General features: G+C 68.6%; 24 protein-coding genes. 11 read left to right on the top strand and 13 right to left on the bottom strand.

Annotation, left to right across the window (positions count from 1 at the left end; genetic code table 11):
- Positions 1–118: 118 nt before the first annotated feature.
- Positions 119–1,939, bottom strand: coding sequence for an aspartate--tRNA ligase (gene aspS / locus DM480_RS14640; RefSeq protein ID WP_115380185.1), 1,821 nt, complete (start codon positions 1,937–1,939; stop codon positions 119–121).
- A gap of 95 nt (positions 1,940–2,034) precedes the next feature.
- Here aspS and rnd point away from each other — a divergent pair, with 95 nt between their 5' ends.
- Together rnd and DM480_RS14650 are read left to right on the top strand one after the other, a co-directional pair.
- Positions 2,035–3,213, top strand: a complete 1,179-nt coding sequence (gene rnd, locus DM480_RS14645; RefSeq protein WP_115380187.1) for a ribonuclease D — start codon at positions 2,035–2,037, stop codon at positions 3,211–3,213.
- Entirely contained in the window at positions 3,210–3,503 is a 294-nt protein-coding gene (locus DM480_RS14650; RefSeq protein ID WP_115380189.1) for an I78 family peptidase inhibitor, read from the top strand. The genes rnd and DM480_RS14650 overlap by 4 nt, the downstream gene beginning before the upstream one ends.
- Before the next feature lie 4 nt (positions 3,504–3,507).
- On the opposite strand, the gene DM480_RS14655 is transcribed toward DM480_RS14650, so the two are convergent.
- The 4 genes from DM480_RS14655 to DM480_RS14670 are packed head-to-tail and all read right to left on the bottom strand — an operon-like array spanning position 3,508 to position 9,062.
- On the bottom strand, positions 3,508–4,974 hold the full coding sequence (locus tag DM480_RS14655; protein WP_115380191.1) for a Ppx/GppA family phosphatase: 1,467 nt from the start codon (positions 4,972–4,974) through the stop codon (positions 3,508–3,510).
- Between the two features lie 43 nt (positions 4,975–5,017).
- Positions 5,018–7,186 carry an RNA degradosome polyphosphate kinase gene (locus DM480_RS14660; RefSeq protein ID WP_115380193.1) on the bottom strand — a complete coding sequence of 723 codons (2,169 nt, stop codon included), beginning with the start codon at positions 7,184–7,186 and terminating at the stop codon, positions 5,018–5,020.
- Entirely contained in the window at positions 7,183–7,818 is a 636-nt protein-coding gene (locus DM480_RS14665) for an HdaA/DnaA family protein (RefSeq protein ID WP_115380195.1), read from the bottom strand. The genes DM480_RS14660 and DM480_RS14665 overlap by 4 nt, the downstream gene beginning before the upstream one ends.
- Positions 7,815–9,062, bottom strand: a complete 1,248-nt coding sequence (locus DM480_RS14670) for a heavy-metal-associated domain-containing protein (protein WP_115381408.1) — start codon at positions 9,060–9,062, stop codon at positions 7,815–7,817. Before DM480_RS14670 ends, DM480_RS14665 begins: the two co-directional genes overlap by 4 nt.
- A 64-nt stretch (positions 9,063–9,126) precedes the next feature.
- On the opposite strand from DM480_RS14670, the gene purM reads away from it, so the two are divergent.
- Genes purM through DM480_RS14690 form a run of 4 tightly spaced genes read left to right on the top strand, consistent with a single transcriptional unit; the run spans position 9,127 to position 11,753 of the window.
- Complete coding sequence (purM, locus tag DM480_RS14675; protein WP_115380197.1) at positions 9,127–10,260, top strand: phosphoribosylformylglycinamidine cyclo-ligase; 1,134 nt, start codon at positions 9,127–9,129, stop codon at positions 10,258–10,260.
- 4 nt (positions 10,261–10,264) lie between these two features.
- A complete protein-coding gene (gene purN, locus DM480_RS14680; RefSeq protein WP_115380199.1) occupies positions 10,265–10,810 on the top strand; it encodes a phosphoribosylglycinamide formyltransferase in 546 nt (181 codons plus the stop codon).
- Positions 10,807–11,166: an MmcQ/YjbR family DNA-binding protein gene (locus DM480_RS14685; protein WP_115380201.1), complete on the top strand. Its 360-nt coding sequence runs from the start codon at positions 10,807–10,809 to the stop codon at positions 11,164–11,166. The genes purN and DM480_RS14685 overlap by 4 nt, the downstream gene beginning before the upstream one ends.
- The gene (locus tag DM480_RS14690; protein WP_115380203.1) at positions 11,163–11,753 is read left to right on the top strand and encodes a hypothetical protein; all 591 of its coding nucleotides are present in this window, start codon (positions 11,163–11,165) and stop codon (positions 11,751–11,753) included. The genes DM480_RS14685 and DM480_RS14690 overlap by 4 nt, the downstream gene beginning before the upstream one ends.
- A gap of 21 nt (positions 11,754–11,774) precedes the next feature.
- Here DM480_RS14690 and DM480_RS14695 read toward each other — a convergent pair whose 3' ends face one another.
- Entirely contained in the window at positions 11,775–12,227 is a 453-nt protein-coding gene (locus DM480_RS14695) for a MaoC family dehydratase (RefSeq protein ID WP_115380205.1), read from the bottom strand.
- Entirely contained in the window at positions 12,227–14,080 is a 1,854-nt protein-coding gene (locus tag DM480_RS14700; protein ID WP_115380207.1) for an acetyl/propionyl/methylcrotonyl-CoA carboxylase subunit alpha, read from the bottom strand. The genes DM480_RS14695 and DM480_RS14700 overlap by 1 nt, the downstream gene beginning before the upstream one ends.
- 81 nt (positions 14,081–14,161) lie before the next feature.
- Here DM480_RS14700 and DM480_RS14705 point away from each other — a divergent pair, with 81 nt between their 5' ends.
- Complete coding sequence (locus DM480_RS14705) at positions 14,162–14,587, top strand: endonuclease domain-containing protein (protein WP_115381410.1); 426 nt, start codon at positions 14,162–14,164, stop codon at positions 14,585–14,587.
- 14 nt (positions 14,588–14,601) lie between these two features.
- On the opposite strand, the gene DM480_RS14710 is transcribed toward DM480_RS14705, so the two are convergent.
- Together DM480_RS14710 and DM480_RS14715 are read right to left on the bottom strand one after the other, a co-directional pair.
- A complete protein-coding gene (locus tag DM480_RS14710) occupies positions 14,602–16,191 on the bottom strand; it encodes a carboxyl transferase domain-containing protein (RefSeq protein WP_115380209.1) in 1,590 nt (529 codons plus the stop codon).
- A 133-nt stretch (positions 16,192–16,324) separates the two neighbouring features.
- Complete coding sequence (locus DM480_RS14715; RefSeq protein ID WP_198665966.1) at positions 16,325–17,452, bottom strand: isovaleryl-CoA dehydrogenase; 1,128 nt, start codon at positions 17,450–17,452, stop codon at positions 16,325–16,327.
- 186 nt (positions 17,453–17,638) lie between these two features.
- Here DM480_RS14715 and DM480_RS14720 point away from each other — a divergent pair, with 186 nt between their 5' ends.
- The 3 genes from DM480_RS14720 to fghA are packed head-to-tail and all read left to right on the top strand — an operon-like array spanning position 17,639 to position 19,986.
- Positions 17,639–18,751, top strand: a complete 1,113-nt coding sequence (locus tag DM480_RS14720; RefSeq protein ID WP_115380213.1) for an S-(hydroxymethyl)glutathione dehydrogenase/class III alcohol dehydrogenase — start codon at positions 17,639–17,641, stop codon at positions 18,749–18,751.
- A gap of 15 nt (positions 18,752–18,766) precedes the next feature.
- Complete coding sequence (locus DM480_RS14725; protein ID WP_115380215.1) at positions 18,767–19,150, top strand: VOC family protein; 384 nt, start codon at positions 18,767–18,769, stop codon at positions 19,148–19,150.
- On the top strand, positions 19,150–19,986 hold the full coding sequence (gene fghA, locus DM480_RS14730) for an S-formylglutathione hydrolase (protein ID WP_115381412.1): 837 nt from the start codon (positions 19,150–19,152) through the stop codon (positions 19,984–19,986). The genes DM480_RS14725 and fghA overlap by 1 nt, the downstream gene beginning before the upstream one ends.
- A 19-nt stretch (positions 19,987–20,005) precedes the next feature.
- On the opposite strand, the gene DM480_RS14735 is transcribed toward fghA, so the two are convergent.
- The 4 genes from DM480_RS14735 to DM480_RS14750 all read right to left on the bottom strand — a co-directional run bounded on the left by DM480_RS14735 (position 20,006) and on the right by DM480_RS14750 (position 22,944).
- Positions 20,006–20,545, bottom strand: a complete 540-nt coding sequence (locus DM480_RS14735; RefSeq protein ID WP_232834031.1) for a GNAT family N-acetyltransferase — start codon at positions 20,543–20,545, stop codon at positions 20,006–20,008.
- Positions 20,538–20,960: a nucleoside-diphosphate kinase gene (gene ndk / locus DM480_RS14740; protein WP_115381414.1), complete on the bottom strand. Its 423-nt coding sequence runs from the start codon at positions 20,958–20,960 to the stop codon at positions 20,538–20,540. Before ndk ends, DM480_RS14735 begins: the two co-directional genes overlap by 8 nt.
- A gap of 86 nt (positions 20,961–21,046) precedes the next feature.
- Positions 21,047–21,487 carry a DNA polymerase III subunit chi gene (locus tag DM480_RS14745; protein WP_115380219.1) on the bottom strand — a complete coding sequence of 147 codons (441 nt, stop codon included), beginning with the start codon at positions 21,485–21,487 and terminating at the stop codon, positions 21,047–21,049.
- Positions 21,487–22,944, bottom strand: coding sequence for a leucyl aminopeptidase (locus DM480_RS14750; protein WP_115380221.1), 1,458 nt, complete (start codon positions 22,942–22,944; stop codon positions 21,487–21,489). The genes DM480_RS14745 and DM480_RS14750 overlap by 1 nt, the downstream gene beginning before the upstream one ends.
- Before the next feature lie 161 nt (positions 22,945–23,105).
- Between DM480_RS14750 and DM480_RS14755 the strand changes: the two genes are divergently transcribed.
- Positions 23,106–25,361 carry an LPS-assembly protein LptD gene (locus DM480_RS14755; protein WP_115380223.1) on the top strand — a complete coding sequence of 752 codons (2,256 nt, stop codon included), beginning with the start codon at positions 23,106–23,108 and terminating at the stop codon, positions 25,359–25,361.
- Positions 25,362–25,435: the final 74 nt, after the last annotated feature.

A 25,435-nucleotide genomic window follows, 5' to 3' on the forward strand; every position in this document is an offset into this window, starting at 1 on the left:
CGCAGTCACCGTCCAGTCGCCTGAAATTCCGTCATTGCGGGCGCAGCGAAGCAATCCAGGGCGTCCTGGTCCGGCTCTGGATTGCTTCGCTGCGCCCGCAATGACGAGAGTGTGATCGTTAGCCCGCGCTCGCAGCGACCGTTGCGGTGACGCCCGCGGTCGGCTCGACGGGCACGACGGGACGGATCGCGAGTTCACGCAGCTGCTTGGGTTCTGCCGGGCTCGGCGCGCCCATCAGCAGGTCCTCGGCGCGCTGGTTCATCGGGAAGAGCGTGATCTCGCGCAGGTTCTGCGCGCCGCAGATCAGCATGACGATGCGATCGACGCCCGCCGCCATGCCGCCGTGCGGCGGCGCGCCGTACTGGAAGGCGCGGTAGAGGCCGCCGAACCGCGCCTCGACATCCGCCTTCGACAGGCCGACGAGTTCGAACGCCTTGACCATCAGCTCGGGGCTCTGGTTGCGGATCGATCCCGAGGCGATCTCATAGCCGTTGCAGACGAGATCGTACTGGAACGCCTTGATGGTCAGCGGGTCCTGGTTCTCCAGCGCGTCCATACCGCCCTGCGGCATCGAGAAGGGGTTGTGCGCGAATTCGACCGTCTTCGAATCCTCGTCCCACTCGTAGAACGGGAAATCGACGATCCAGCACAGGCGAAACGCGCCCTGCTCGATCAGGCCGAGCTGGTCGGCGACGCGGGTGCGCGCCGCGCCGGCGAGCTTCGCTGCCGCCTCCGCCTTGCCGGCGGCGAAGAACAGGCCGTCGTCGGGCCCGAGGCCGAGGGCGGCGTAGAGCGCCTCCATCTTTTCCGGCCCGTGGTTCTTGGCGATCGGTCCGCCGAACTCGCCGCCCTTGCGCGTGACATAGCCGAGGCCGGCATGCCCCTCGCCGCGCGCCCATTCGTTCATGTCGTCGAAGAACTTGCGGCTCTTGTCCGCGGTACCCGGCGCCGGGATCGCGCGGACGACGCCGCCCGAACCGACGATCTTCTCGAACAGGCCGAACCCGCTTTGCGTGAAATGCGTCGACACGTCGGTGATGATGAGCGGGTTGCGCAGATCGGGCTTGTCGCTGCCGTATTTCAGCATCGCCTCGTCATAGGGGATGCGCGGGAACTGGCCCGATGGCGTGACCGTGCGGCCATCGGCGAATGTTTCGAATATTCCGCCGATCACCGGCTCCATCGTCTCCCACACCTCTTCCTGGGTGACGAAGCTCATTTCGAGGTCGAGCTGATAGAATTCGCCGGGCAGACGATCGGCGCGCGGGTCCTCGTCGCGGAAGCAGGGCGCGATCTGGAAATAGCGGTCGAAACCCGCGACCATCAGCAGCTGCTTATACTGCTGCGGCGCCTGCGGCAGCGCGTAGAACTTGCCGGGGTGGATGCGGCTGGGCACCAGGAAGTCGCGCGCGCCCTCCGGCGACGAGGCGGTCAGGATCGGCGTCGAATATTCGGTAAAGCCCGCATCCTCCATGCGGCGGCGCATGTCCGAAATCACCTTCGTCCGGCGGACGATATTGGCGTGCAGCGTCTCGCGGCGCAGGTCGAGGAAGCGATAGCGCAGGCGGATGTCCTCGGGATATTCCTGTTCGCCCGCGACCGGCATCGGCAGCTCGTCGGCGGCGGAGAGCACGGTCGCGGCGCGCGCGAACACCTCGATCGCGCCGGTCGGCAGATTGGGGTTCACCGTACCCGCAGAGCGCGCCTTGACGCTGCCATCGATCGTGACGACCGATTCGACGCGCACCTGCTCCAGCACCGCGAGCGCCGGCGAATCGCTGTCGGCGACGATCTGGGTGATGCCGTAATGGTCGCGCAGGTCGACGAACAACACGCCGCCATGGTCGCGCTTGCGATGAACCCAGCCCGACAGGCGAACGGTTTCGCTGACGGCAGAAGCGCCGAGCGCGGCGCAGGTGTGGGTACGATAGGCGTGCATGACGGCGATCTCTGAACGGTTATGTGTCGGAGCGCGGGCCCTCCCCCTTCCATCCCCTCTTTGTCAACCCGCACGCTCGGTCTATGGACGGTCGGATGCATATCCACCCGTTGATTACCGACAGCGCGACCCTCGCCAATCTCTGCACCCGCCTCGCCGATGCCGACTTCGTCACCGTCGACACCGAGTTCATGCGCGAGAGCACCTATTACCCCGAATTATGCCTGATCCAGATCGCCGACGTGAACGAGGCGGCGGCGATCGATCCGATGGCGCCGGGGCTGGATCTGACGCCGCTGCTCACCCTGCTCACCGACAATGACGACGTGCTCAAGGTCGTCCACGCGGGCGGGCAGGATATCGAGATCATCTACAACCTGACCGGCAAGACGCCGCACCCGCTGTTCGACACGCAGGTCGCGGCGATGGCGCTGGGGCAAGGCGAACAGATCGGCTATTCGAACCTCGTCGACAGCTGGCTGGGCATCAGCATCGACAAGGGCGCGCGCTTCACCGACTGGGCGCGCCGGCCGCTGGATGCGCGGCAGATCGAATATGCGATCGGCGACGTCACGCATCTGGCGAAGATATTCCCCAAGATGCTGGAGCGGCTGCGCAAGACGGGGCGCGGCGCGTGGCTGGACCAGGAGATGGAGCGGCTGGCCGATCCGGCGAATTACGCCAACGATCCCGACAGCGCGTGGAAGCGCGTGCGGATTTCGGGGCGCAAGCCCGACGTGCTCGGCCGACTGAAGGCGCTGGCGCGCTGGCGCGAGCTGGAGGCGCAGGCGAAGGACCTGCCCCGCGGCCGGATCGTCAAGGACGAGACCTTGGGCGATATCGCGGGCCATCCGCCCCGGCGGCAGGCGGACCTGGCCAAGGTGCGCGGTCTGTCGGCGACCTGGGCGTCGAACGATATCGGCGGGCGGCTGATGGCGGCGCTGGAGGCGGCGACGCCGCTGTCGGCGGACGAGCTGCCGCCGCGCGACGATCGCAAGCCGGGCCTGGGCAAGGACGGCGCGCTGGTCGCGGATCTGCTCAAGCTGTTGCTCAAGATACGCGCGCGCGACATCGACGTCGCCTCGCGCCTGCTCGCGCGGTCGGACGAGCTGGAGATGCTGGCGGCGGGGGTGCGCACCGGCCTGCCGATGCTGCAGGGCTGGCGTTACGACCAGTTCGGCCGCGATGCGCTCGACCTGGTCGAGGGGCGGATGGCGTTTGCGGTCAAGAACGGCAAGCTGACGATGACACGCGCGGATGAGGTGGCGGCATGACGCGGACCGGACTCTGCGCGGGGCTTGCGGTATCGTTGGTGCTCGGCGGCTGCGCGACGACGCGCGAGGCGCCGCTTACCGGCCCGTGCCGCGTCACCCAAGACATGCACGCGCGCTACGCGGGCATGAAGTTCCGCGCGCGGATGCGCGACCGCATCCAGCGCGACGCCAACGCGCCGGTCGCGCGCATCCTGCGCGATCGCGTGCCGGCGACGATGGACTTCCGCGTCGAACGGCTGAACATCCATCTGGACGATACCGGCCGGATCGAAGGTCTGCGCTGCGGCTGAGCGATCAGTCGGCGATCCGGCAGGTCGCCTTGCGCCGAAGCGCGGCGGCGAGCGCGCCGTGCCGCCGCTCGACCATTTCCGCATAGAGCGGCGCATCGGTGGCCTGTAGGGTCAGCGCGACGTCCTTGGCCGAAAGCGTCAGCGACGCGCGCTGCAGCGGGCCCGCCAGCCCCGCGCTGAACCGCTGGCCGAAGCGGATCGCGAGGCCCCAGCCGATCGCGGCGTCGAGCTGGGCGGGGCTTGCCAGCCCGGCGAGCATCGGGTGCGGCGTCGTGACGCCGCCCAGGCTGGAATGCAGCGCCTGCGCGAGCATCGCGCGCTCCGCCGCGTCGACGCCCACCCAATTGCCGTGCAGCGCGATCTCGAACCCGCGCTCGTCGCGGAATTCGGGATTGGCGTGCCAGCCCACATCGGCGAGCAGGCAGGCGGCATGGCGGATGCGGGCGTATGCGGCGGGTTCGTCGGCGAACAGCGGCGCGATCCACGCGTTGAGCAGGTCGCCGTGTTCCGGGAAGCGGCCGAGCAGCCGGCCTTCTTCGCGCGCGCCGACGATCAGCGGGTCGAGCGCGCGCGTCTTCGCATCGAGCGCCGCATAGAGCAGGCCTTCGCGCAACCCGAAGGTAGAGGCGATGCCGGCGGCGCTGCCGAGTTCGCGCATCACCACCGCCAGCAACGCGGTCGCATCGCCGAGCGCGGCGGCGCGGGCGGAAGACATGCCGGGCACCGCGCGCAGCCGCTGTTTCGACAGATGCGCGATGCTGCGGCCGAGCCGCCCGACCGTTTCGGGCGCGAGCGCATAGCCGTGGATGATCGGCAGCGGATAGTGCGTCAGGCTCATGTCAAGCCGCGCCAGCGCACGCCACGATCCGCCGACCATGTAGAGCGGCAGGCCCCTGCTCCGCCCCGTCCACCCCGCCGCCCGGATCATCTGTGTGACATGGCGGTCAAAGGCGTTGCCGCGATTGGCGCGCAACGCCGCGATGCGCAGCACACCGAGCGGGAAGGAGACGCGGTCGGTCACAGTCCCTGCGACGACGCGGACGAGTTCGAGGCTGCCGCCGCCGAGGTCGCCGACGATGCCGTCCGCCTCCGGAATGGCGGAAAGGACGCCCATGCCGGCCGCGGTCGCTTCCTGCTCGCCCGACAGCAGTTCGATCGTCAGGCCGAGCCGCGCCGCGGCGGCGATGAAGGCGGGCCCGTTCGACGCGTCGCGGACCGCGGCGGTGGCGACGGTGCGTACCTCCGCCTCCATCTCGCGCGCCACCGCGGCGAAGCGTGCGAGCGCGCCCATCGCGCTCGCCATCGCGTCTGCATCGATCGCGCCCGTCGCCGACAGGCTGCGGCCGAGGCCCGCCATCACCTTTTCGTTGAACAGCGCGGCGGGCACGCGCGGATGCCCCTGATAGACGACGAGCCGGACCGAGTTCGATCCGATGTCGATGATCGCGGTGCGGGGATAGGCGCGCGCCATCAGCGGGGATACGCCGTCCGGGTAAGAGAAAAGCGGGCGCGCGTCAGGACGGCAGCCTCCGCCGCAGCGACAGTGTCGGCACCGCATCGCTTTCCGCCAGCGCCTGGCCACGGCCGGACAGCGACGGATTGGTCATGAAATAACGGTGCAGGTTGAACGGCTTGTCCCCCGGCTCGTCACGGACGTAGCGGCCGTCGGGCATCAATTCCCAGCTTTGTTCGGTGTCGAGCAGGTTGGCGACCATCACCTGGTCGAGCACCTGGTCGTGCACCGTCGGATTCTCGATCGGCAGCATATATTCGACGCGGCGATCGAGGTTGCGCGGCATCCAGTCCGCCGACGAGATGAACACCCGCGCGTTGTCGTTGGGCAGCGCCGCACCGTTGCCGAAGCAGAAGATGCGGCTGTGTTCGAGGAAGCGCCCGATCACCGACTTGACGCGGATATTCTCCGACATGCCGGCAACGCCGGGGCGCAGGCAGCAGATGCCGCGGATGATCAGCTCGACCTCGACGCCGGCGTTGCTCGCTTCGTAGAGCTTGTCGATGATCGCAGGGTCGACGAGGCTGTTCATCTTTGCCCAGATCATGCCGCATCCGCCCGCGCGCGCGGTCGCGATCTCGGCATCGATCAGCTCGAGCAGCTTCACGCGCAGGTCGCGCGGGCTGAGGCTGAGCTTGGCGATGTCGGTCGGCTCGACGTAACCGGTGACGTAGTTGAACATCTGCGCCGCATCGCGGCCCAGCCGCGGATCGGCGGTGAAGAACGACAGATCGGTATAGATGCGCGCCGTGACGGGGTGATAATTGCCCGTGCCGAAATGGCAGTAAGTGCGGAACTGCCCGTTCTCGCGCCGGACGATCATCGACACCTTGGCGTGCGTCTTCCATTCGAGGAAGCCGTAGACGACCTGCACGCCGGCGCGTTCCAGCGCGCTCGCCCACAGGATGTTCTGTTCCTCGTCGAAGCGCGCGCGCAGTTCGACCACCGCCGTCACCGACTTGCCCGCTTCGGCGGCGGCGATCAGCGCGTTGATCACCGCGGACTGCTTGCCGGCGCGATACAGGGTCTGCTTGATCGCGATGACATCCGGGTCCTGCGCGGCCTGTTTGAGGAAGGCGAGCACGACGTCGAACGTCTCGTAGGGGTGGTGGACGACGATGTCCTTCGACCGGATCGCCGCGAAGCAATCGCCGCCGAATTCGCGGATCCGTTCCGGAAAGCGCGGCGCGAAGGGCAGGAATTTGAGGTCGGGGCGATCCTCGTCGATCACCGCGTCGAGATCGCCGATGCCGAGCAAATTGCCGCTTTCGGTGACGATCGCATCGCCGCCCAGTTCGGCGCGCAGCACCGAGGCAAGCGCGTCGGGCATGCCCGTTTCCAGCTCCAGCCGGATCACGCGCCCGCGCCGGCGGCGCTTCACCGCATTGGCGAAATAGCGGACGAGATCCTCCGCCTCTTCATCGATCTCGATGTCGCTGTCGCGCAGCACGCGAAAGGCCGCGGCGCCGTGGACGTCGTAGCCGGGGAAGAGCAACCCTGCGAACCGTTTCAGGATCGCCTCGATCGAGACATAGCGCGCCGGATCGCCGGGCAGCCGCACGAAGCGGCGCGCGCTAGCAGGGATCATCACCAGTTCGCGCACCGGCTCGCGATCCGAACGGCGGACGAGATCGAACATCACCGTCAGCCCCTTGTTGGGTATGAACGGGAACGGATGCGCAGGATCGAGCGCCTGCGGCGTCAGGATCGGGAAAATCTGTTCGCGGAAATGCTGTTCCAGCCATCGCGCCGCCTCCGCGTCCACTTCGTCGCGGCGCAGGACGTGGAGGTTCGCTTCGTCCAGCAGGGTGCGCAATTCGCCCCACACCGTCTGCTGGTCCGCCATTAGCGCGTCGGCCTCGGCATTGATTGCCGACAGTTGCTGTCCGGGCGTCAGGCCGTCCGACGAGCGCCGGTCGACGTCCTTCATCTGCTGCCCCTTCAGCCCCGCGACGCGGACCATGAAAAATTCGTCGAGGTTGGAGCCCGAGATCGACAGGAAACGCAGCCGTTCGAGCAAGGGATGCGCAGGGTTGCACGCTTCGTCCAGCACGCGGCGGTTGAACGCCAGCCACGACAGTTCGCGGTTGAAATAGCGGTCGTTCACCTCCGGCACGAAGGGATCGTCGTCGGCGTCCGACAGGTGGGAAAGATGCGCTGGCTTGCTCATTGGATGTCGATAGGAAGCAACGATTGCGGTTGCGTGACGATCCCCGCCTCGCCCAAAACCGCACGCGCGAGCGGGATCGACAGGCGGCGGCCCTTCGCCAGCGCGGCCTGGTCGAGCGCGTCGACGGTACGTTCGATCGCGACATGGCTGCGTTCGATCCGCGTCGCCAGCCAGTCGATCAGGTCGGGCCGCGCGTCGAGACCGCGGCGATGGAACAGGTGCGCGAGCAACGCGCGGACAAGCGCGTCGTCCGGCGCATCGATCGCGGCATGCGGGCTGGCGGCGAGGCGCGAGCGCAGGTCCGGAAGCCGCACCGCCCAGGCGGGCGGCAGCGCGTCGGCGACGATGACGAGCGGCCGGCGATCCTGCTGCGCGCGGTTCCAGGCGTGGAAGACCGCGGGTTCCGCGACGCTTTCGGCATCGTCGATGATCGTGCCGCCGCTCTTCGCCGCGAAGATGCGTGCGAGCAGGCTGCGCCCCGACTTGCGCGGGCCGGTCAGCACCGCGGCCATCACCGGCCAGGTCCCCCAATGTTCGAGCGTGTGCGCCGCGCGCGCATTGGACGGCGTGATGAGGAAGGCGTCGTCGCGGGGATCGGCCGGCCAGCCGAGCGGCAGCGCGAGTTGGCTCATCCGGCGGGCTGCGTGTCGGGGGGAAGATTGGGCAATTGCAGCTGCGGCGCGCGCCGGATGCGCAACGTCTGCCCGGTGCCGCTGACCTGATAGCCGCGCACCTCCAGTGCCGCGCGCAGCGTGGCGGGATCGCCATCGTAGGTGACGCGCAACAGAGAGACGCCGCCGAGCGCGAGGCTGGTCGTCGTCGCGGCGCGCACACCCGGGATGCCGCGCAGCAACCCTTCGATATTGGCGACCGAGCTGGCGCCCGGCGTATCCGCCTGGACGACGATCGGGATGCCGGCGGAGGCGGGTGCGGTGTCGCCGACGATCTCCGCCAGCGTCTCGCCGCTCGCCGAATCGTCCCCCGGCGCGACGACGGGTTCGGGCGCGGGCGGTGGCGACAGGCTGGAGTCGGGATGCAGCGCGCCGCTGCGCAGCGCCTGCTGGTACACACCGTCCATCCGGGCGACGCCGGTATCGAGCAGTTGCGGCAGGCCAGCCGCGCTGCCGACGCGCAAGGTAAAGCTGCCAATCAGGTCGTTGTCGGGGCCGTGACGTGCCTGAAAGACGCCGATGATCGGACCGCCGGGATAGGAGCGATACAGGCGCACGACGGGGATCAGCACATCCGACGCGCCATATTGGTCGAGGATGGTCCGCCACCAGCCGCGCCCCGGACGAGAAATCTGGCCTGCGTTGAGCAGCAGCGAATCGGCGCCGCTGCCCGATGGCCGCACGTAGTCGATCGCGCTGTTGCCGGTGCGGAAGCGCGCCCAGGCTGCCTGCCACGCGCTCGGCTGTTCGAACACCGTCTCGACACCGCCCGACACCATCAGCGGCACCACGAGCATCGGACGCGAGCGATCGGCATAGGCACTGACGCCGAGTAGCGAGGCCGCGCGCGCGCGATTGAACAGCACGCCGAGCTTCGCGATGTAGCGCGTCGGCCCGATCTGTTCGTTCTCGATGACGATCCCCGACACCAATTGATCGAGCGTACCGTCGGAGACGAGGCCGCCGCCCGCGCCCAGACGCTGCGACAATTGCACCCACGCCTTGCGCTGGGCGAGACGCCAGCCGCCCAGCCGCGCGGCGTCCGCGGTCTTGGCGGCGACGTCGACGCTGACGCCGGACACCTCGTAATTGCCGGCGCTGTCGATCGGCGCGACGCCGCGCCCGCCCTCGATCTGGGCGAACGCGCCGGCGCCGGCGAGCAGCGCGGCGGCAGCGAGGAGGGTGAACGGGGACTTCGGACGCATCGTGCCGAGCCTTTTGGCGAAGCAGACGTGGAAATCCAAGCGCGATATGGCTAGGTGCGCCGCCATGAGCCACGAACCCGAAACGAACGCGCCCGATACGCCGGAAGCGAACGCGCCCTATACCTATGCCGATGCCGGGGTCTCGATCGCCGCGGGCAACGCTTTGGTCCGCGCGATCGGCCCCCTCGCCCGCGCGACGCGGCGGCCCGGCGCGGATGCCGACCTGGGCGGGTTCGGCGGGTTCTTCGACCTCAAGGCGGCGGGGTTCACCGATCCCCTGCTCGTCGCGGCGAACGACGGCGTCGGCACCAAGCTGAAGCTCGCGATCGAATGGGATCGTCATGAGGGCGTCGGCATCGACCTGGTCGCGATGTGCGCCAACGACCTGATCGTGCAGGGTGCCGAGCCTTTGTTCTTCCTCGATTATTACGCGACCGGGAAGCTCGACAACGCCATCGCCGAACGCGTCGTCGCCTCGATCGCGGAAGGATGCCGCCAGGCGGGATGCGCGCTGATCGGTGGCGAGACCGCGGAAATGCCGGGCATGTATGCGGATGGCGATTACGACCTCGCCGGCTTCTGCGTCGGGGCGGTCGAGCGCGACCGGGTGCTGACCGGGCGCGACATCGCAGCGGGCGACGTCATCCTCGGCCTTGCCTCTACCGGCGTCCATTCCAACGGCTATTCGCTCGTCCGCCGCCTTGGCACGGACAAGGGCTGGCGGCTCGACCGGCCGGCGCTGTTCGATTCGGACCGGCTGCTTATTGACGCGCTGATGGCGCCGACGCGCATCTATGTCGCCAGTCTGTTGCCGCTGGTCAAGGCGGGGCGGATCAGGGGTCTGGCGCATATCACCGGCGGCGGCCTGCTGGAGAATATTCCGCGCGTCCTGCCCGACGGCGCGCATGCGGTCGTCGATGCCGATGCGTGGGAGCAGCCGCGGCTGATGGCGTTTCTGCAGGCGCAGGGCGGGATCGAGCCCGAGGAGATGGCGCGCACGTTCAACTGCGGGATCGGCATGGCGGTGATCGTCGCGGCCGATGCGGCGGACGCGGTCGCCGAGACGCTGTCGCAGGCGGGCGAGACGGTGCACCGGATCGGCCGGGTCGAGGCGGGCCCGCGCGGCTGTACCGTACGCGGATCGACGGAAACCTGGTCGGCGCGCGCGGACTGGACCGCGACGCATCACCACGGCTGAGCCGATGAAGCGCGTCGGCATCCTGATCTCCGGCCGGGGATCGAACATGATGGCGCTGGTCGAAGCGGGGATCGACGTCGCGCTCGTCGCGTCGGACAAGCCAGATGCCGCCGGCCTCGGCTGGGCGCGCGCGCGCGGCCTGGCGACCTTCGCGTTGTCGCCGAAGGGGATCGGCAAGCCCGCCTATGAAGCCGCGATAGACGCCGCGCTACGCGAGGCGGGGGTCGAGGTGATCGCGCTGGCGGGATACATGCGGCTGCTGTCCGACGATTTCGTCGCGCGCTGGCGCGGGCGGATCGTCAACATCCACCCGTCTTTATTGCCTAAATACAAGGGGTTGGACACGCATGCCCGCGCGATCGCCGCGGGCGATACGGTCGCGGGCTGTTCGGTCCACATCGTGACCGAGGAACTGGACGGCGGCGCATTGCTTGGACAGGCGGAGGTGCCGGTGCTGCCCGGCGACACGCCCGATGCGCTCGCCGCGCGGGTGCTGCTCGCCGAGCATCGCCTGTACCCGGACGTGCTGAAGGAGTTCGCCAGCCGATGACCGACCCGATCGACCGTATCCGCGCCATCGCCCTCGTCCTGCCCGAGAGCGAGGAGCGCGAAAGCCACGGCCAGCCGACGTTCTTCGTCGCGGGCAAGCAATTCGCGCAATTCCGCGACGACCATCACGGCGATGGCCGCACCGTGGTCTGCGTGCGGACGAGCGGCGCCGACGAGCAAGCGATGCTGATCGAGGCGGCGCCGGCGACCTATTCCAGCCCCGCCTATCTGGGCACGAAGGGGTGGGTCGCGATCGATCTGTCGGGCGAGGCGGACTGGACCCTGGTCGAAGACCGTATCGCGCGCAGCTGGGAATTGACCGCGCCTGCCGCGCTGCTCGAGGCGGGCGGCCGGTGAGCGAAACCGCGGATCAGGCGCGCACGCGGCGGCGCTGGATCACGCTCGCCGAAGTCGTGGCGGTGGCGGGCGTGCTGATCGCCGCGCTGACGCTGTACCTCAACTTTGCGGATCGCCGCGCGGACCAGGCGGACAAGGCCGCTGCCGCGGCGAAGGATGCGGTGGCGCAGGCGCGTGTCGAACTGGCCGGCACCGTCGACGGCGGCACGATCGCCCTGAAGGACCCGCGCCACGACATCACCGATACGACGATCCTGTTTCCCAAGGCGCTCGGCGTCGGCAAGCAGAGCCCGGTCGAGCCGCGGATCGACGACGCGGTATTCCGCCGGCCGCTGCTGAAACTGACCGACGGCGGGCCGGATGCGCAAACCGGCCGCCTGCCCGTGCTGATCACCACGCGGTTCTGGGATGGCGACAGGACGCGCAGCGCGCGGGGCATCTACGACATCGTCTGGCGGACGCACGGCCGCCGCTTCTTCGGCCGCGCGCTGACGCTGGAGGGGTTCCGCCTGCGTCAGACCGGCGGCGACGCCGCGGCGCTGGAGCGCGCCTGGGCCGCGGTGAAACCCGCGGCGCGCCAGTCCTGACCTTTACGGCGTCCTGATCGCTCAGGCCGGGCGACGCCGCAGCAGGGCGGTGCGCAGGCACTGACAGACCAGTTCGTCGCGCTGGTTGCGCATATCGTGGCGAAAGGTGACCAGCCCGGCGTCGGGCCGCGACTTGCTGTCGCGCAGTTCCATGACCTCCGTCTCGGCGCGCAGCGTGTCGCCGAGGAACACGGGCTTGGGCATCACCAGTTTGTCGTAGCCGAGATTGGCGACGAGCGTGCCGAGCGTCGTGTCGCCCACCGACAGGCCGACCATCAGCGCGAAGGTGAAGGTGCCGTTGACGAGGATCTGCCCGAACTCGCTGGCGCGCGCGGCCTCGGCATCGAGGTGCAGCGGCTGCGGATTGTGCGTCATCGTCGAGAAGAGCAGATTGTCCGTCTCCGTCACGGTGCGGCGGATGTCGTGCGCGATCCGGTCGCCGACCCGCCATTCGTCGTAGAAGCGCCCCGCCATCAGTCGTCCTTCTCGATCCGCACCAGCATCACGCCCTCCGTCACCTGGCCGCCGACCGCGGCGTCGAGCGCGGCGACCGTGCCCGCGAAGGGGGCGGTCAGGCTGTGCTCCATCTTCATCGCCTCGAGCGTGACGAGCTTCTGCCCCGCCACGACCGTGTCCCCCGCCGCGACGTCGACCGCGATGACGCGGCCCGGCATGGGGGCGAGGATGACGCCGTCGGCGCTGCCGCCCGCGCCCTTGGCCGCGGCGCGCCATGGCGTCACCTGCCACGTCTGGCCGCCTTCGGAGACAAGCAGGCGGGGGATCGCCGGCCCCGTAGCGGCGGGCGCGTCGGTGAAGTCGACCTCGACCCGCTCGCCGCCGACGTCGAGCCGCGCGATCCGGCGCGCGGGCGCGTTCAAGCGGAAGCCGCCGAGCGCGCCGGCGCCGGCGATCGCGGCGGCGGCATCGACCAACGCCTCCTCGCTCGGCAGCGCGGGCGGCATCAGCGCTTCGCCCTCGCGCGCGATCAGGCCGGTATCGACGGTCCCTGCGACGAAATCCGGGTGGTCGAGCGCCTCGACAAGGAAGCCGGCATTGGTGCGCAGCGGCCAGACGATCGCCTCGTCCAGCGTGTCGGCGAGCATTTCGCGCGCCTCCTCGCGGGTCTCGCCATGCGCGATCAGCTTGGCGATCATCGGGTCGTAGAAGGGCGTGATGCTCGCCCCCTGCTCCACCCCGGTATCGATCCGCACCCCGGTTTCGGCCGGATCGCCGAGGTCAAAGGCGTCGAGCCGGCCGATCGAGGGCAGGAAGCCCTTCGCCGGGTCCTCCGCATAGAGGCGCGCCTCGATCGCGTGGCCGTGGATCGCAAGCTCGCTCTGCGTGCAGGGCAAGGGTTCGCCGCTCGCGACGCGCAACTGCCATTCGACGAGGTCCTGCCCGGTGATCGCCTCGGTCACGGGATGCTCGACCTGCAACCGCGTGTTCATCTCCATGAACCAGATGCGGTCGGCGCGCAGCCCCTCGCTCGCGTCGGCGATGAATTCGATGGTGCCCGCGCCGACATAATCAACCGCCTGCGCGGCGCGCACCGCGGCGTCGCAGACCGAGGCGCGCGTCGCGGCATCCATGCCGGGCGCAGGCGCTTCCTCGATCACCTTCTGGTGACGGCGCTGCAGCGAGCAGTCGCGCTCGAACAGATGGACGACATGGCCGTGCGTATCGCCGAACACCTGCACCTCGATATGGCGGGGCGAGAGGATGTATTTCTCGATCAGGACACGGTCGTCGCCGAAGGAGGCGGCGGCCTCGCGGCGGCAGCTCGCCAGCGCGTCCGCGAAGTCGGCGGGATCGTCGACGCGGCGCATGCCCTTGCCGCCGCCGCCCGCGACCGCCTTGATGAGCACGGGATAGCCGATCGTATCGGCTTCGCGGGCAAGCCTTGCCGCATCCTGGTCCTCGCCGAGGTAGCCCGGCGTGACCGGCACGCCGGCGGCGATCATCCGCGCCTTGGCGGCGTCCTTCAGCCCCATCGCGCGGATGCTCGCGGGCGGCGCGCCGACCCAGACGAGGCCGGCGGCGATCACCGCTTCAGCGAAGTCGGCGTTCTCGCTGAGGAAGCCATAGCCGGGATGGATGGCCTGCGCGCCGCTGTCCTTCGCCGCCGCGACGATCCGGTCGCCGACGAGATAGCTTTCGCGCGCTGCGGCGGGGCCGATGTGAACCGCCTCGTCCGCCTCGCGCACGTGCAGCGCGCTCGCATCGGCGTCGGAATAGACCGCGACGGTGCGGATGCCGAGCCGGCGCGCGGTGCGGATGATGCGGCAGGCGATCTCGCCGCGATTGGCGATGAGGAGGGACTGGATCATGGACTATCTTTCACTCCTCCCTGAGCTATGCTCGGGGAGGGGGACCGCGACGCGAAGCGTCGTGGTGGAGGGGCTGAAGCGATGCTGGACAAGCCGGGCAAGACGGTTCAGGCGGCACGGGCGCTCCGACGCATGCTGACGCCGCCGGAAGCAGCTTTGTGGGCCATCCTGCGGACGCGGCCCGCAGGCCTCAAGTTTCGGCGGCAGCATCCGGCGGGACCCTATGTGCTGGATTTTTACTGCGCCGCGGCGCGACTCGCGGTCGAGGTCGATGGAAGCGCACATGATTTCGCAGATCGACCCGAGCGGGACGAGCGGCGCGATAGCGTGCTCGCGGCGCATGGCGTCGAGACGTTGCGGGTTCCGGCCGTGGAAGTCATGCGCGACCCGGATGCCGTGTTGCGACACATTCTGGCGGCTGCGGCGCGGCACATGCCCCTCCACCACCGGCCTTCGGCCGGCGGTCCCCCTCCCCAAGCGGAGCTTGGGGAGGATCGCGCGGAGTAAGCCGCAGCCCCGCATCACATCCGGAACACGCCGAAGCGCGGGGCTTCGGGGATGGGGGCGTTGAGGCAGGCGTCGAGTGCCAGGGCGAGGACGTCGCGGGTCTGCGCGGGGTCGATGATGCCGTCGTCCCACAGCCGTGCGGTGGCGTGCCAGGGATTGCCCTCGTCCTCGTATTTCGCGCGGATCGGGGCCTTGAACGCCTCCGCCTCGTCGGGCGACCAGCTCTCGGCGTCGCGGTGGACCGTTGCCAGCACGCTCGCCGCCTGTTCGCCGCCCATCACGCTGATCCGGCTGTTGGGCCAGGTGAACAGGAAGCGCGGCGAATAGGCGCGGCCGCACATGCCGTAACTGCCCGCGCCGAAGCTGCCGCCGATCAGGACCGTGATCTTCGGCACGCTGGCGGTCGCGACGGCGGTGACGAGCTTTGCGCCATGTTTCGCAATGCCTTCCGCCTCATACTTGCCACCGACCATGAAGCCGGAGATGTTCTGGAGGAACAGCAAAGGCACGCGGCGCTGGCAGGCGAGTTCGATGAAATGCGCGCCCTTTTGCGCGCTTTCGCTGAACAGCACGCCGTTGTTGGCGAGGATCGCGACCGGCAGTCCGTGGATATGCGCGAAGCCGCAGACCAGCGAGGCGCCGTACAGCGCCTTGAATTCGTGGAACTTCGACCCGTCGACCAGCCGCGCGATCACCTCGTGCACGTCGTATGGCGCGCGGACGTCCTGCGGGATCAGGCCGTAGAGCTCCTCGATCGGATAGAGCGGGTCGCGCGGATCGACACGGTTGACCGTCGCGGGCATCTGCGGCGGCAGCGTCGCGACGATATCGCGCACGATCGTCAGCGCATGGTCGTCATCCTCCGCGACATGGTCGACGACGCCCGAGCGGCGCCCGTGCGTGTCCGCGCCGCCGAGATCCTCGGCGCTGATCACCTCCCCCGTCGCCGCCTTCACCAGCGGAGGGCCGGCGAGGAAGATCGTCCCCTGCCCCGCCACGATCACCGTCTCGTCGGACATCGCCGGGACATAGGCCCCGCCCGCGGTGCAGCTGCCCATGACGCAGGCGATCTGCGGGATGCCCAGCGACGACATGGTCGCCTGGTTGAAGAAGATGCGGCCGAAGTGGTCGCGGTCCGGAAACACCTCCGCCTGGTGCGGCAGGTTGGCGCCACCCGAATCGACAAGGTAGATGCACGGCAGGCGGTTTTCCTGCGCGATCTCCTGCGCGCGCAGATGCTTCTTGACGGTCAGCGGGTAATAGGTGCCGCCCTTCACCGTCGCATCGTTGCAGACGATCATCACCTGCCGGCTCGACACGCGGCCGATGCCGACGATCAGCCCGGCGCCGGGCACTTCGCCGTCGTAGAGGTCGTTGGCGGCAAGCTGGCCGATCTCGAGGAACGCGCTGCCGGGATCGAGCAGGCGCTCAACGCGGTCGCGGGGCAGCAGTTTGCCGCGGCTGGTGTGGCGCTCGCGCGCCTTGTCGCTGCCGCCCAGCGCGGCACGCGCGACGTCAGCGCGCAGGCGGTCGGCGAGCGCGCGGTTGTGCGCGGCGAGCGCGGGGTCGACTGGGGCGGTGGTGGTGATGACGGGGGCGCTCAACGTCCCTCTCCCATCGGGAGAGGGAGGGAGGCGCGCAGCGCCGGAAGGGTGAGGGCGGGGCGCTGGCTGCCCTCACCCTTCCCACGCGCTGACGCGCGCGGGCCCCTTCCCTCTCCCGTTGGGAGAGGGACAGTCACTGCGCCACCTTCGGCGCGGCGCCGATCAGTTCGCGGCCGATCAGCATGCGGCGGATTTCGTTCGTACCCGCGCCGATGTCGAGCAATTTGGCGTCGCGCATGAAGCGTTCGACGGGCCAGTCCTTGGTATAGCCCGCGCCGCCGAGCGCCTGGATAGCTTCCAACGACACCTTCACCGCATTCTCGCTTGCGTAGAGGATCGCGCCCGCCGCGTCGAAGCGCGTCGTCTTGCCCGCGTCGCAGCTCTTCGCCACCGCATAGACATAGGCGCGCGCCGAATTGAGCGCGACGTACATGTCGGCGACTTTGGCCTGCATCAGCTGGAACTGGCCAATCGGCTGACCGAACTGCTTGCGCTCGCGGACATAGGGAATGACGACGTCGAGGCACGCCTGCATGATGCCGAGCTGGATCGCGGCGAGCACCGCGCGCTCGTAATCGAGCCCGCTCATCAGCACGCCGACGCCGCCATTGAGCGGCCCCATGACGTTCTCATGCGGCACTTCGCAGCCGTCGAAGACCAGCTCCGCGGTCGGCGAGCCGCGCATGCCCATCTTGTCGATCTTCTGCCCGATCGAGAAACCGGGCATGTCCTTTTCGATCAGGAAGGCGGTGATGCCGCGGCTCCCCTCGCCCGTCTTGGCGTAGACGATGAGCGTGTCGGCATAGGCCGCGTTGGTGATCCAGAATTTCGTGCCGTCGAGCACCCAGCCGCGATCGGTTTCGCGCGCGCGCAGCTTCATCGAGACGACGTCGGACCCGGCATTTGCTTCCGACATCGCGAGGCTGCCGACATGCTCGCCGGAGATCAGCTTGGGCAGATATTTCGCCTTCTGCTCCGGGTTCGCCCAGCGGCGGATCTGGTTGACGCACAGGTTCGAATGCGCGCCGTAACTGAGGCCGATCGAGCCGGACGCGCGCGACACCTCCTCGACTGCGATGACATGTTCGAGATAGCCGAGGCCGAGGCCGCCGTCCGCCTCCTCGACGGTGATGCCGTGCAGGCCGAGCTCGCCCATCGCGGGCCACAGCTCATCGCGGGGGAACCAGTCGTCGGCGTCGATCTTCGCCGCGAGCGGCGCGATCCGGTCGGTCGCGAAACGCCGCGTGCTTTCGCGGATCATGTCCGCGGCTTCGCCCAGCGCGAAATCGAAATCGGGTGTCAAAACGCCACCTCTCCAAAAATATCGTTTCAAATGCGACTAGCAGCGTCCGCGCCGCGATCAACCCTTTGCCGCGCAAGCGGCGGGTTGCGAGCGCGGCGGACGCGGCCTAACCGGGCGGCACAGTTCATGGACCGGAGCCCCAGGATGAAGACCCGTGCCGCCGTCGCGTTCGAGGCGAAACAGCCGCTGGAGATCGTCGAACTCGACCTCGAAGGCCCGAAGGCAGGCGAGGTGCTGGTCGAGATCAAGGCGACGGGCATCTGCCACACCGACGCCTACACGCTCGATGGCCTCGACAGCGAGGGGCTGTTCCCGAGCGTGCTCGGCCACGAGGGATGCGGCATCGTGCGCGAGGTCGGCGCGGGCGTGACCAGCGTCGCGATCGGCGACCACGTCATCCCGCTGTACACGCCCGAATGCCGCCAGTGTAAGTCGTGCCTCAGCCAGAAGACCAACCTGTGCACCGCGATCCGCGCGACGCAGGGCAAGGGGCTGATGCCCGACGGCACGACGCGCTTCAGCTACAAGGGGCAGCCGATCTTCCATTACATGGGCTGTTCGACCTTCTCGAACTTCACCGTGCTGCCCGAGATCGCGGTCGCGAAGATCCGCGAGGACGCGCCGTTCGACACCACCTGCTACGTCGGGTGCGGCGTCACCACCGGCGTCGGCGCGGTGGTCAACACCGCCAAGGTCCAGCCGGGAGAGAATATCGTCGTCTTCGGCCTCGGCGGCATCGGGCTCAACGTTATCCAGGGTGCCAAGCTCGCGGGCGCATCGCGGATCATCGGCGTCGACATCAATCCCGACCGTGAGGAATGGGGCCGCCGTTTCGGCATGACGCACTTCCTGAATTCCAGTGGCTTGTCGCGCGAGGAGACGATCGCGGCGCTGCTCGCGCTGACCGACGGCGGCGCGGACTATACCTTCGACGCGACCGGCAACACGGAGGTGATGCGCACCGCGCTCGAGGCGTGCCACCGCGGCTGGGGTACGTCGATCATCATCGGCGTCGCCGAAGCGGGCAAGGAGATCGCGACGCGCCCCTTCCAGCTGGTCACCGGGCGCAACTGGCGCGGCACCGCGTTTGGCGGGGCGCGCGGGCGGACCGATACGCCCAAGATCGTCGACTGGTATATGAACGGTCTGATCGAGATCGATCCGATGATCACGCATCGCCTGTCGCTCGATGAAATCAACACGGGCTTCGACCTGATGCATGCGGGCGAATCGATCCGCAGCGTCGTAATCTACTAAACGGGGAGGACATAGATGTTCAGTCATGTGATGCTTGGCGCGAACGATCTGGATGCGTCGAAGGCGTTCTACGATGCCGCGCTCGGCGCGCTTGGAACGGCGCCCGGCCGCGGCGACGACAAGGGGCGCGTGCTGTACGCCAGTGGCGGTGCGCTGTTCATGCTGACGCGGCCGATCGACGGCAATCCCGCGTGCCATGCCAACGGCGGCACGATCGGCTTCCGCGCGAAGGACACCGCCGCGATCGACGCGTGGCATGCCGCGGGGCTCGCCCATGGGGGCACCGCCTGCGAGGACCCGCCCGGCTGGCGCGAGACGCCCTTCGGCGGCCTGTATCTCGCCTATCTGCGCGATCCCGCAGGCAACAAGGTGTGCGCGGCATTCCGCGAACCGCGCTGATGGACACGGTTTCGACCGCCCGCTCGCATGGCGGGACGCAGGGCGTCTATCGCCACGCGAGTGCGGCGACGGGCACGGACATGACGTTTTCGGTGTTCGTGCCCGACCATGCGCCGGGCGCGACGATGCCCGTCGTCTGGTATCTGTCGGGCCTGACCTGCACGCACGCCAACGTCACCGACAAGGGCGAGTATCGGCGCGCCTGCGCCGAGCACGGCCTGATCTTCGTCGCGCCGGATACCAGCCCGCGCGGGGACGGCGTCGCCGACGATCCCGCCGGCGCTTATGACTTCGGGCTGGGCGCCGGCTTCTACGTCGATGCGACCGAGGCGCCCTATGCGGCGCATTATCGCATGTGGTCGTATGTCACCGGGGAACTGCCCGCGCTGATCGGCGGTGCCTTTCCGGCGGATATGGCGCGCCAGTCGATCATGGGCCATTCGATGGGCGGCCACGGCGCGCTGACGATCGGGCTGACCCATCCCGACCGGTACAAGGCGGTGTCCGCCTTCGCGCCGATCGTCGCGCCCGGACAGGTGCCGTGGGGGGAAAAGGCGCTGGGCGGTTATCTGGGGCCGGACCGTGCGGCGTGGCGGCGGCACGATGCGGTCGCGCTGATCGAGGATGGCGCGCGTGTGCCGGCGCTGCTGGTCGATCAGGGCGATGCGGACCAGTTTCTCACCGAGCAGTTGAAACCGCATCTGCTCGCGGCGGCGTGCGAACAGGCGGGGATCGACCTGACGCTGCGGATGCAGCCGAGGTATGACCACAGCTATCTGTTCGTCTCGACCTTCATGGCGGACCAGCTAGCCTGGCACGCAGCGCGGCTTGATTGACGAGCGGCCGAGCTGAGTATCAGAGGTCGCGTGCGTAGACGCGGTCGCCGCACCAGGTATCGCCGACCTTGAAGCGGCGTTCCGCGACGACTGCGAACCCCTGCCGTTCGTAGAAGGCGCGCGCCCGCGCGTTGCCCGCGAAGACGCCGAGCAGCATGCGCGTCGCGCCCAGCGCCCGCGCATCGTCGATCGCGCGCGCCATCAGCGCGTTGCCGAGGCCGGTGCCGCGGGTGGTCGACAAGGTGTAGATGCGGCGCAGCTCGATGTCCCCGGGGCGCGTTTCGCCTACCTCTTCGGGCGGGGTCAGCAAGCTATAGCCGACCGGCGCGTGGCCGATGGCGTGTTCCGCGATCGTCAGGACGCTTGCCGGATCCGCGCTCCACGCGGCGAAGCGCGCGATACTGCTCTTGGCGGAGAGATGCGCAAGGATGTCCGGTCCGGCCAGCACGCCCGCGAAAGTTTCGAGGAAGCTGGCCTGCGCGACGAGCGCGACCGCGGGCGCATCCTCCGGGGACGCACGCCGCAGCCGCCATTCGGCCATCAGCCCCGGATCAGCCAACGATCTCTTCAGGCTTGAAGAAATAGGCGATCTCGATCTCGGCATTCTCGTCCGAATCCGAACCGTGGACGGTGTTCGCCTCGATCGATTCGGCCAGTTCCTTACGGATCGTGCCCGGCTCGGCGTTGGCGGGGTTGGTCGCGCCCATGATGTCGCGGTTGCGTTGCATCGCGTTTTCGCCCTCGAGCACCTGCACGACGACGGGGCCGGAGATCATGAATTCGACGAGGTCGTTGAAGAACGGACGCTCCTTGTGCACCGCGTAGAAGCCCTCGGCCTGCTCGCGGGTCATGTGGATGCGCTTCGACGCGACGACGCGCAGGCCGGCATCCTCCAGCATCTTGGTGACCGCGCCGGTCAGGTTGCGGCGGGTGGCGTCGGGCTTGATGATCGAGAAGGTACGGTTCGCGGCCATGATGGTCACGGAGCTCCTGTGGTTGGGCGGTCGTTGGGAAGTGGCGCCGCCCTAGTGGCCGTCGCGGGACTTGGCAACAATCGCGATCAGGCGGCGCGTTCCCAGCGCCCCGCGTCGCTCTGCTTCCAGTAGCGGCGCTCGACCCCGTCCGTCTCGGCAAGGCCGCGCCAGGCGCCGCGCGCGGCCTCGATATGGTCATCCGCGAAGAAATGGAACGCGCGCTCGAACCCCAGCGCCTCCATGCGCCAGCGGCCGTCGACCAGTGCGATGTGGCGGGCGCCGTTCGCGGCATCGGGCGTCGCCGCGATCAGAACCGGCTGGCGGGCATCGTCGCCGGTGCCCGCCAGCGCGTGCGGCAGGAAGCTGTCCAGCGTGTAGCTCCACAGCAATCGGTCGAGGTGCGCGCGCTGCTCCGCATCGTCGGCGACGATGAGCAACCGCGCGCCGCTCGCGACCACCTTTTCGGCGATCTGCGGCAGCGCGCGGTCGAGCGGCGTCGTGGTCAAATGGTAGAAATCGACCTGCATCAACGCTCGAAGTTCGCCGCGACGAACCGGTCGAGCAGCCGCACGCCGTACCCGGTCGCGCCCTTGTCGTGGTGGCTGCCCGGCTTGTCCGCCCAGACGGTGCCGGCGATGTCGAGGTGCGCCCACTTCACGCCGTCGTCGATGAAGCGCTTGATGAACTGCGCCGCGGTGATCGATCCCGCGCCGCGCGGCCCCACGTTCTTCATGTCCGCGATCGGGCTGTCGATCAGCTTGTCATAGGCGTCCGACATCGGCAGGCGCCACAGTTTGTCGCCGCTGTCGCGACCCGCCGCCAGCAACTGCTCGCCCAGCGTATCGTCGTTGGTGAACAGGCCGGCATGTTCGTGACCCAGGCTGATGATCATCGCGCCCGTCAGCGTGGCGAGATCGATCAGCGTCGTCGGCTTGAACGTCGCCTGCGTCCAGGTGATCGCGTCCGCAAGCACCAGCCGCCCTTCCGCGTCGGTGTTGATGACCTCGATCGTCTGGCCGGACATCGACGTCACGACGTCGCCGGGCCGCTGCGCATTGCCGTCGGGCATGTTCTCGACGAGGCCGCAGACGCCGACGACATTGACCTTCGCCTTGCGCAGCGCCAGCGCCTTCATGACGCCGGCGACCGCGCCCGCGCCGCCCATGTCCCACTTCATGTCTTCCATACCGGCGGCGGGCTTGATCGAGATGCCGCCGGTGTCGAAGGTGACGCCCTTGCCGACGAAGGCGATCGTCGGCGCGCCCTCGCCGCCGCCGTTCCACTTCATCGCGAGGATGCGGCCGTCGCGCACCGAACCCTGGCTGACGCCGAGCAGCGAGCCCATGCCGAGTTCGCGCATCGCCGCCTCGTCCAGCACGGTGATGTCGAGACCGAGGCCGTCGGTTTCCTTGCGGACGTGGTCGACGAAGCTTTCCGGGTAGAGGATGTTGGGCGGCAGCGTGACGAGCGTGCGGGTCAGCGCCATGCCCGCGGTCACCGCTGCGGCATCCCCCCAGGCGGCATCGACGCCCTGCAGTGCGCCGGCGATGGTGACGACGGCCAGCGTCGGCTTCTGCTTTTCGGGCAGTTTGGTGCGATAAATGTCGTATCGCCACGCACGCTGCGCCGCGGTCGCGGCCAGCGCGGAGACCGCCGCCGCCGACGCGCCGGTGCCGGTCACGTCGATCGTCAGGTCGGTGACGCCGGAGGTCAGCAGCTTCGCGACGAGCGCGCCGCCCGCCTTTTGCCAGTCCGCCTCGCCGCCTTCCCCGGTGCCGACGAGCAGCAGGCGGCGCGCGCCGCCGGCCGACGGCACGAACAGGTCGACCAATGCGCCCGATTCGCCTTCGAACCGCGCCGCCTTCGCGGCGGCGGCGATCAGCGCGCCGGCGCCGTCACGGTCGGGCAGTCCGCCACCCTTGGCAACGGGGACCGCGACGACGGCGGCGTCGGGCGCGACGGCGGGGGCAAAACGAACGTCCATGCGAACCAATCCTGTCTCTTATCGTTGAGCGCGTGATCTAGGACCGGCTGGCCGCGAGCACAACGATTGCAGGGTCGCGCGGGTGATGCGATAGGCGGGCGTTGCGACACCGATCAGGGCGGTGCGCATCCGCGCTGGTAAAAGGGTGAGTTCACATCGTCGTGTCGCGTCTGCACCTTCTCGCCGGCTGTGCGCTGCCGCTCGTCCTCGTTGCCGCGCCCGCCGCCGCGCAGTCGCTGGGCGACCGGCCCGTCGCCCCCGCACCGCTGTCGGACCCGGCGCTGGCCCAGCCCGTGCCGCCGCCGGCGGAGGGCGAGGACCAGATCCGCTTCAGCGCCGACGCGCTGGAATATGACACCAACACCGACATCGTCACCGCGACGGGTGCGGTGCGCATGTACCGCGAGACGGAGCGGCTGCGCGCCGATCGCGTCGTCTGGAACCGCAAGACAGGCCGCGTCACCGCGACCGGCAACATCGCGGTCACCAACCCGCAGGGAGACACTGCGTACGGCGATTCGATCGAACTGACCGATTCGCTGAAGGACGGCGTCGTCGACAACATGCTGATCGTGCTCAACCGTGGCGGCCGGCTCGCCGCGCAAAAGGGCACGCGCGACGCGAACGGCGTCGTCGAACTGCAGACCGCAGCCTATACGCCGTGCGCCGTCGAAACCGCGGCGGGATGCCCGAAAGAGCCGTCGTGGAAGATCACGGCGGTGCGCATCACCTATCGCCCCGATCGCCAGCGGCTGTATTACGGCGGCGGTTCGTTCCACCTGTTCGGCCTGCCCGCGCTGCCGCTGCCCGCCTTTTCGACGCCCGTCGGCGGCGGGTCGGAAAGCGGGCTGCTGATGCCCGATTTCCAGGTCAGCCAGTCGAACGGACTGGAACTGATCGCGCCCTATTACGTCAAGCTCGCCCCCAACAAGGGGCTGACGCTGACGCCGCACATCTTCTCCAGCGAAGTGCCGATGATGCAGGCACAATATGAGGCGCTGGGTCAGACGGGCGCGTTCCGCATCACCGGCTATGCCACCGAGAGCCGGCGCAGCGACGATCTCATCACCAATAACCCGACCCAGACCGAGCGCGCGTTCCGCGGCTATCTGGACGGTGTTGCCCGGTATCAGCTGTCGCCCGACTGGACGGCGAGCGGCTCGCTGCGGCTGACGACCGACCCGACGTTCCTGCGTCGCTACGACATCTCGCGCGACGACCGGCTGCGCACGACAGCGTCGCTCGAGCATATCGACGCGAACAGCTATTTCGCGATCACCGGCTGGTACGTGCAGACGCTGCGCGTCGGCGACATCCAGGGGCGCCAGGCGATCGCGTTGCCCGCGATCGATTACCGTCAGCGGCTCGACGTGCTGGGCGGCAAGCTGCAGCTGCAGGGCAACACGCTCGCGATCTCGCGGCCGGAGGGCCAGGATACGCAGCGCGCGTTCGTGTCGGGTCAATGGGACCTGCGGCGCCTGACCAACTGGGGTCAGGAAGTGACGCTGACCGGCTATGCCCGCGCCGACGTGTACAACACCAGCAACATCGATAGCACGACGGTCGCCAGCTATCGCGGGCTCGACGGATTTCACGGTCGCGCGATCGCGGCGGTCGCCGCCGACGTCAAATGGCCGTTCGTCGGCAGTTTTCTGGGCGGGACGCAGGTGCTGACGCCGCGGGTGCAGATCGTCGCTTCGCCCAAGGTCGCGAACCTGGAGGTTCCCAACGAGGACGCGCGCGCGATCGACCTGGAGGATTCGAACCTGTTCGCGCTCAATCGCTTCGCGGGCTACGACCGGTTCGAGGATACCAGCCGCGTGACCTATGGCGCGCAGTGGATGGTCAACGTGCCGGGCGTGTCGTTCGACGCGGTGATCGGCCAGAGCTATCGCCTGTCGGAACGGCCGACCATCCTGCCGCAGGGCACCGGCCTGTCCGATCGCTTTTCGGACATCGTCGGACGGACCGTGCTGCGTATCCACGATTTCGTGTCGATCACCCATCGCTACCGCCTCGACAAGGACAGTTTCGCGGTGCGCCGCAACGAGCTGGACGCGACGGTCGGCTCGCGCAGCACGTACGTGCTCGTCGGCTATCTCCGGCTCAATCGCAATATCACCCCCAGCATCGAGGATCTGCAGGATCGCGAGGAACTTCGCCTGGGCGGGCGGGTGCAGTTCACGCGCTTCTGGTCCGCGTTCGGGTCGACCGTCATCGACCTGACCGATAAAGCGGAAGACCCGCTGTCGCTGGCGGACGGATTCTCGCCCGTGCGGCACCGGCTGGGCGTGCAATATGAGGACGAATGCCTTCGCCTCGGCCTGACGTGGCGGCGGACGTACCAGGACACCGGCGATGCGCGCGGCGGCAACGCCTTCCTGTTGACGCTGGCGTTGAAGAACATCGGCCGCTAAGCCCGCATTCAGCCGGCCATGGGCATGGGGCGGATCACGGCGCGCGAACGGGCGCGCCCAGCTGTAGGATAACG

The organism is Sphingomonas sp. FARSPH (assembly GCF_003355005.1).
Classification (GTDB): Bacteria; Pseudomonadota; Alphaproteobacteria; order Sphingomonadales; family Sphingomonadaceae; genus Sphingomonas.

Excerpts from the sequence above, each read along its gene's own strand:
- aspS (WP_115380185.1), bottom strand. The coding sequence starts at position 1,939 with ATGCACGCCTATCGTACCCACACCTGCGCCGCGCTCGGCGCTTCTGCC.
- rnd (WP_115380187.1), top strand. The coding sequence starts at position 2,035 with ATGCATATCCACCCGTTGATTACCGACAGCGCGACCCTCGCCAATCTC.
- DM480_RS14650 (WP_115380189.1), top strand. The coding sequence starts at position 3,210 with ATGACGCGGACCGGACTCTGCGCGGGGCTTGCGGTATCGTTGGTGCTC.
- DM480_RS14655 (WP_115380191.1), bottom strand. The coding sequence starts at position 4,974 with ATGGCGCGCGCCTATCCCCGCACCGCGATCATCGACATCGGATCGAAC.
- DM480_RS14660 (WP_115380193.1), bottom strand. The coding sequence starts at position 7,186 with ATGAGCAAGCCAGCGCATCTTTCCCACCTGTCGGACGCCGACGACGAT.
- DM480_RS14665 (WP_115380195.1), bottom strand. The coding sequence starts at position 7,818 with ATGAGCCAACTCGCGCTGCCGCTCGGCTGGCCGGCCGATCCCCGCGAC.
- DM480_RS14670 (WP_115381408.1), bottom strand. The coding sequence starts at position 9,062 with ATGCGTCCGAAGTCCCCGTTCACCCTCCTCGCTGCCGCCGCGCTGCTC.
- purM (WP_115380197.1), top strand. The coding sequence starts at position 9,127 with ATGAGCCACGAACCCGAAACGAACGCGCCCGATACGCCGGAAGCGAAC.
- purN (WP_115380199.1), top strand. The coding sequence starts at position 10,265 with ATGAAGCGCGTCGGCATCCTGATCTCCGGCCGGGGATCGAACATGATG.
- DM480_RS14685 (WP_115380201.1), top strand. The coding sequence starts at position 10,807 with ATGACCGACCCGATCGACCGTATCCGCGCCATCGCCCTCGTCCTGCCC.
- DM480_RS14695 (WP_115380205.1), bottom strand. The coding sequence starts at position 12,227 with ATGGCGGGGCGCTTCTACGACGAATGGCGGGTCGGCGACCGGATCGCG.
- DM480_RS14700 (WP_115380207.1), bottom strand. The coding sequence starts at position 14,080 with ATGATCCAGTCCCTCCTCATCGCCAATCGCGGCGAGATCGCCTGCCGC.
- DM480_RS14705 (WP_115381410.1), top strand. The coding sequence starts at position 14,162 with ATGCTGGACAAGCCGGGCAAGACGGTTCAGGCGGCACGGGCGCTCCGA.
- DM480_RS14715 (WP_198665966.1), bottom strand. The coding sequence starts at position 17,452 with ATGATCCGCGAAAGCACGCGGCGTTTCGCGACCGACCGGATCGCGCCG.
- DM480_RS14720 (WP_115380213.1), top strand. The coding sequence starts at position 17,639 with ATGAAGACCCGTGCCGCCGTCGCGTTCGAGGCGAAACAGCCGCTGGAG.
- DM480_RS14725 (WP_115380215.1), top strand. The coding sequence starts at position 18,767 with ATGTTCAGTCATGTGATGCTTGGCGCGAACGATCTGGATGCGTCGAAG.
- fghA (WP_115381412.1), top strand. The coding sequence starts at position 19,150 with ATGGACACGGTTTCGACCGCCCGCTCGCATGGCGGGACGCAGGGCGTC.
- ndk (WP_115381414.1), bottom strand. The coding sequence starts at position 20,960 with ATGGCCGCGAACCGTACCTTCTCGATCATCAAGCCCGACGCCACCCGC.
- DM480_RS14745 (WP_115380219.1), bottom strand. The coding sequence starts at position 21,487 with ATGCAGGTCGATTTCTACCATTTGACCACGACGCCGCTCGACCGCGCG.
- DM480_RS14750 (WP_115380221.1), bottom strand. The coding sequence starts at position 22,944 with ATGGACGTTCGTTTTGCCCCCGCCGTCGCGCCCGACGCCGCCGTCGTC.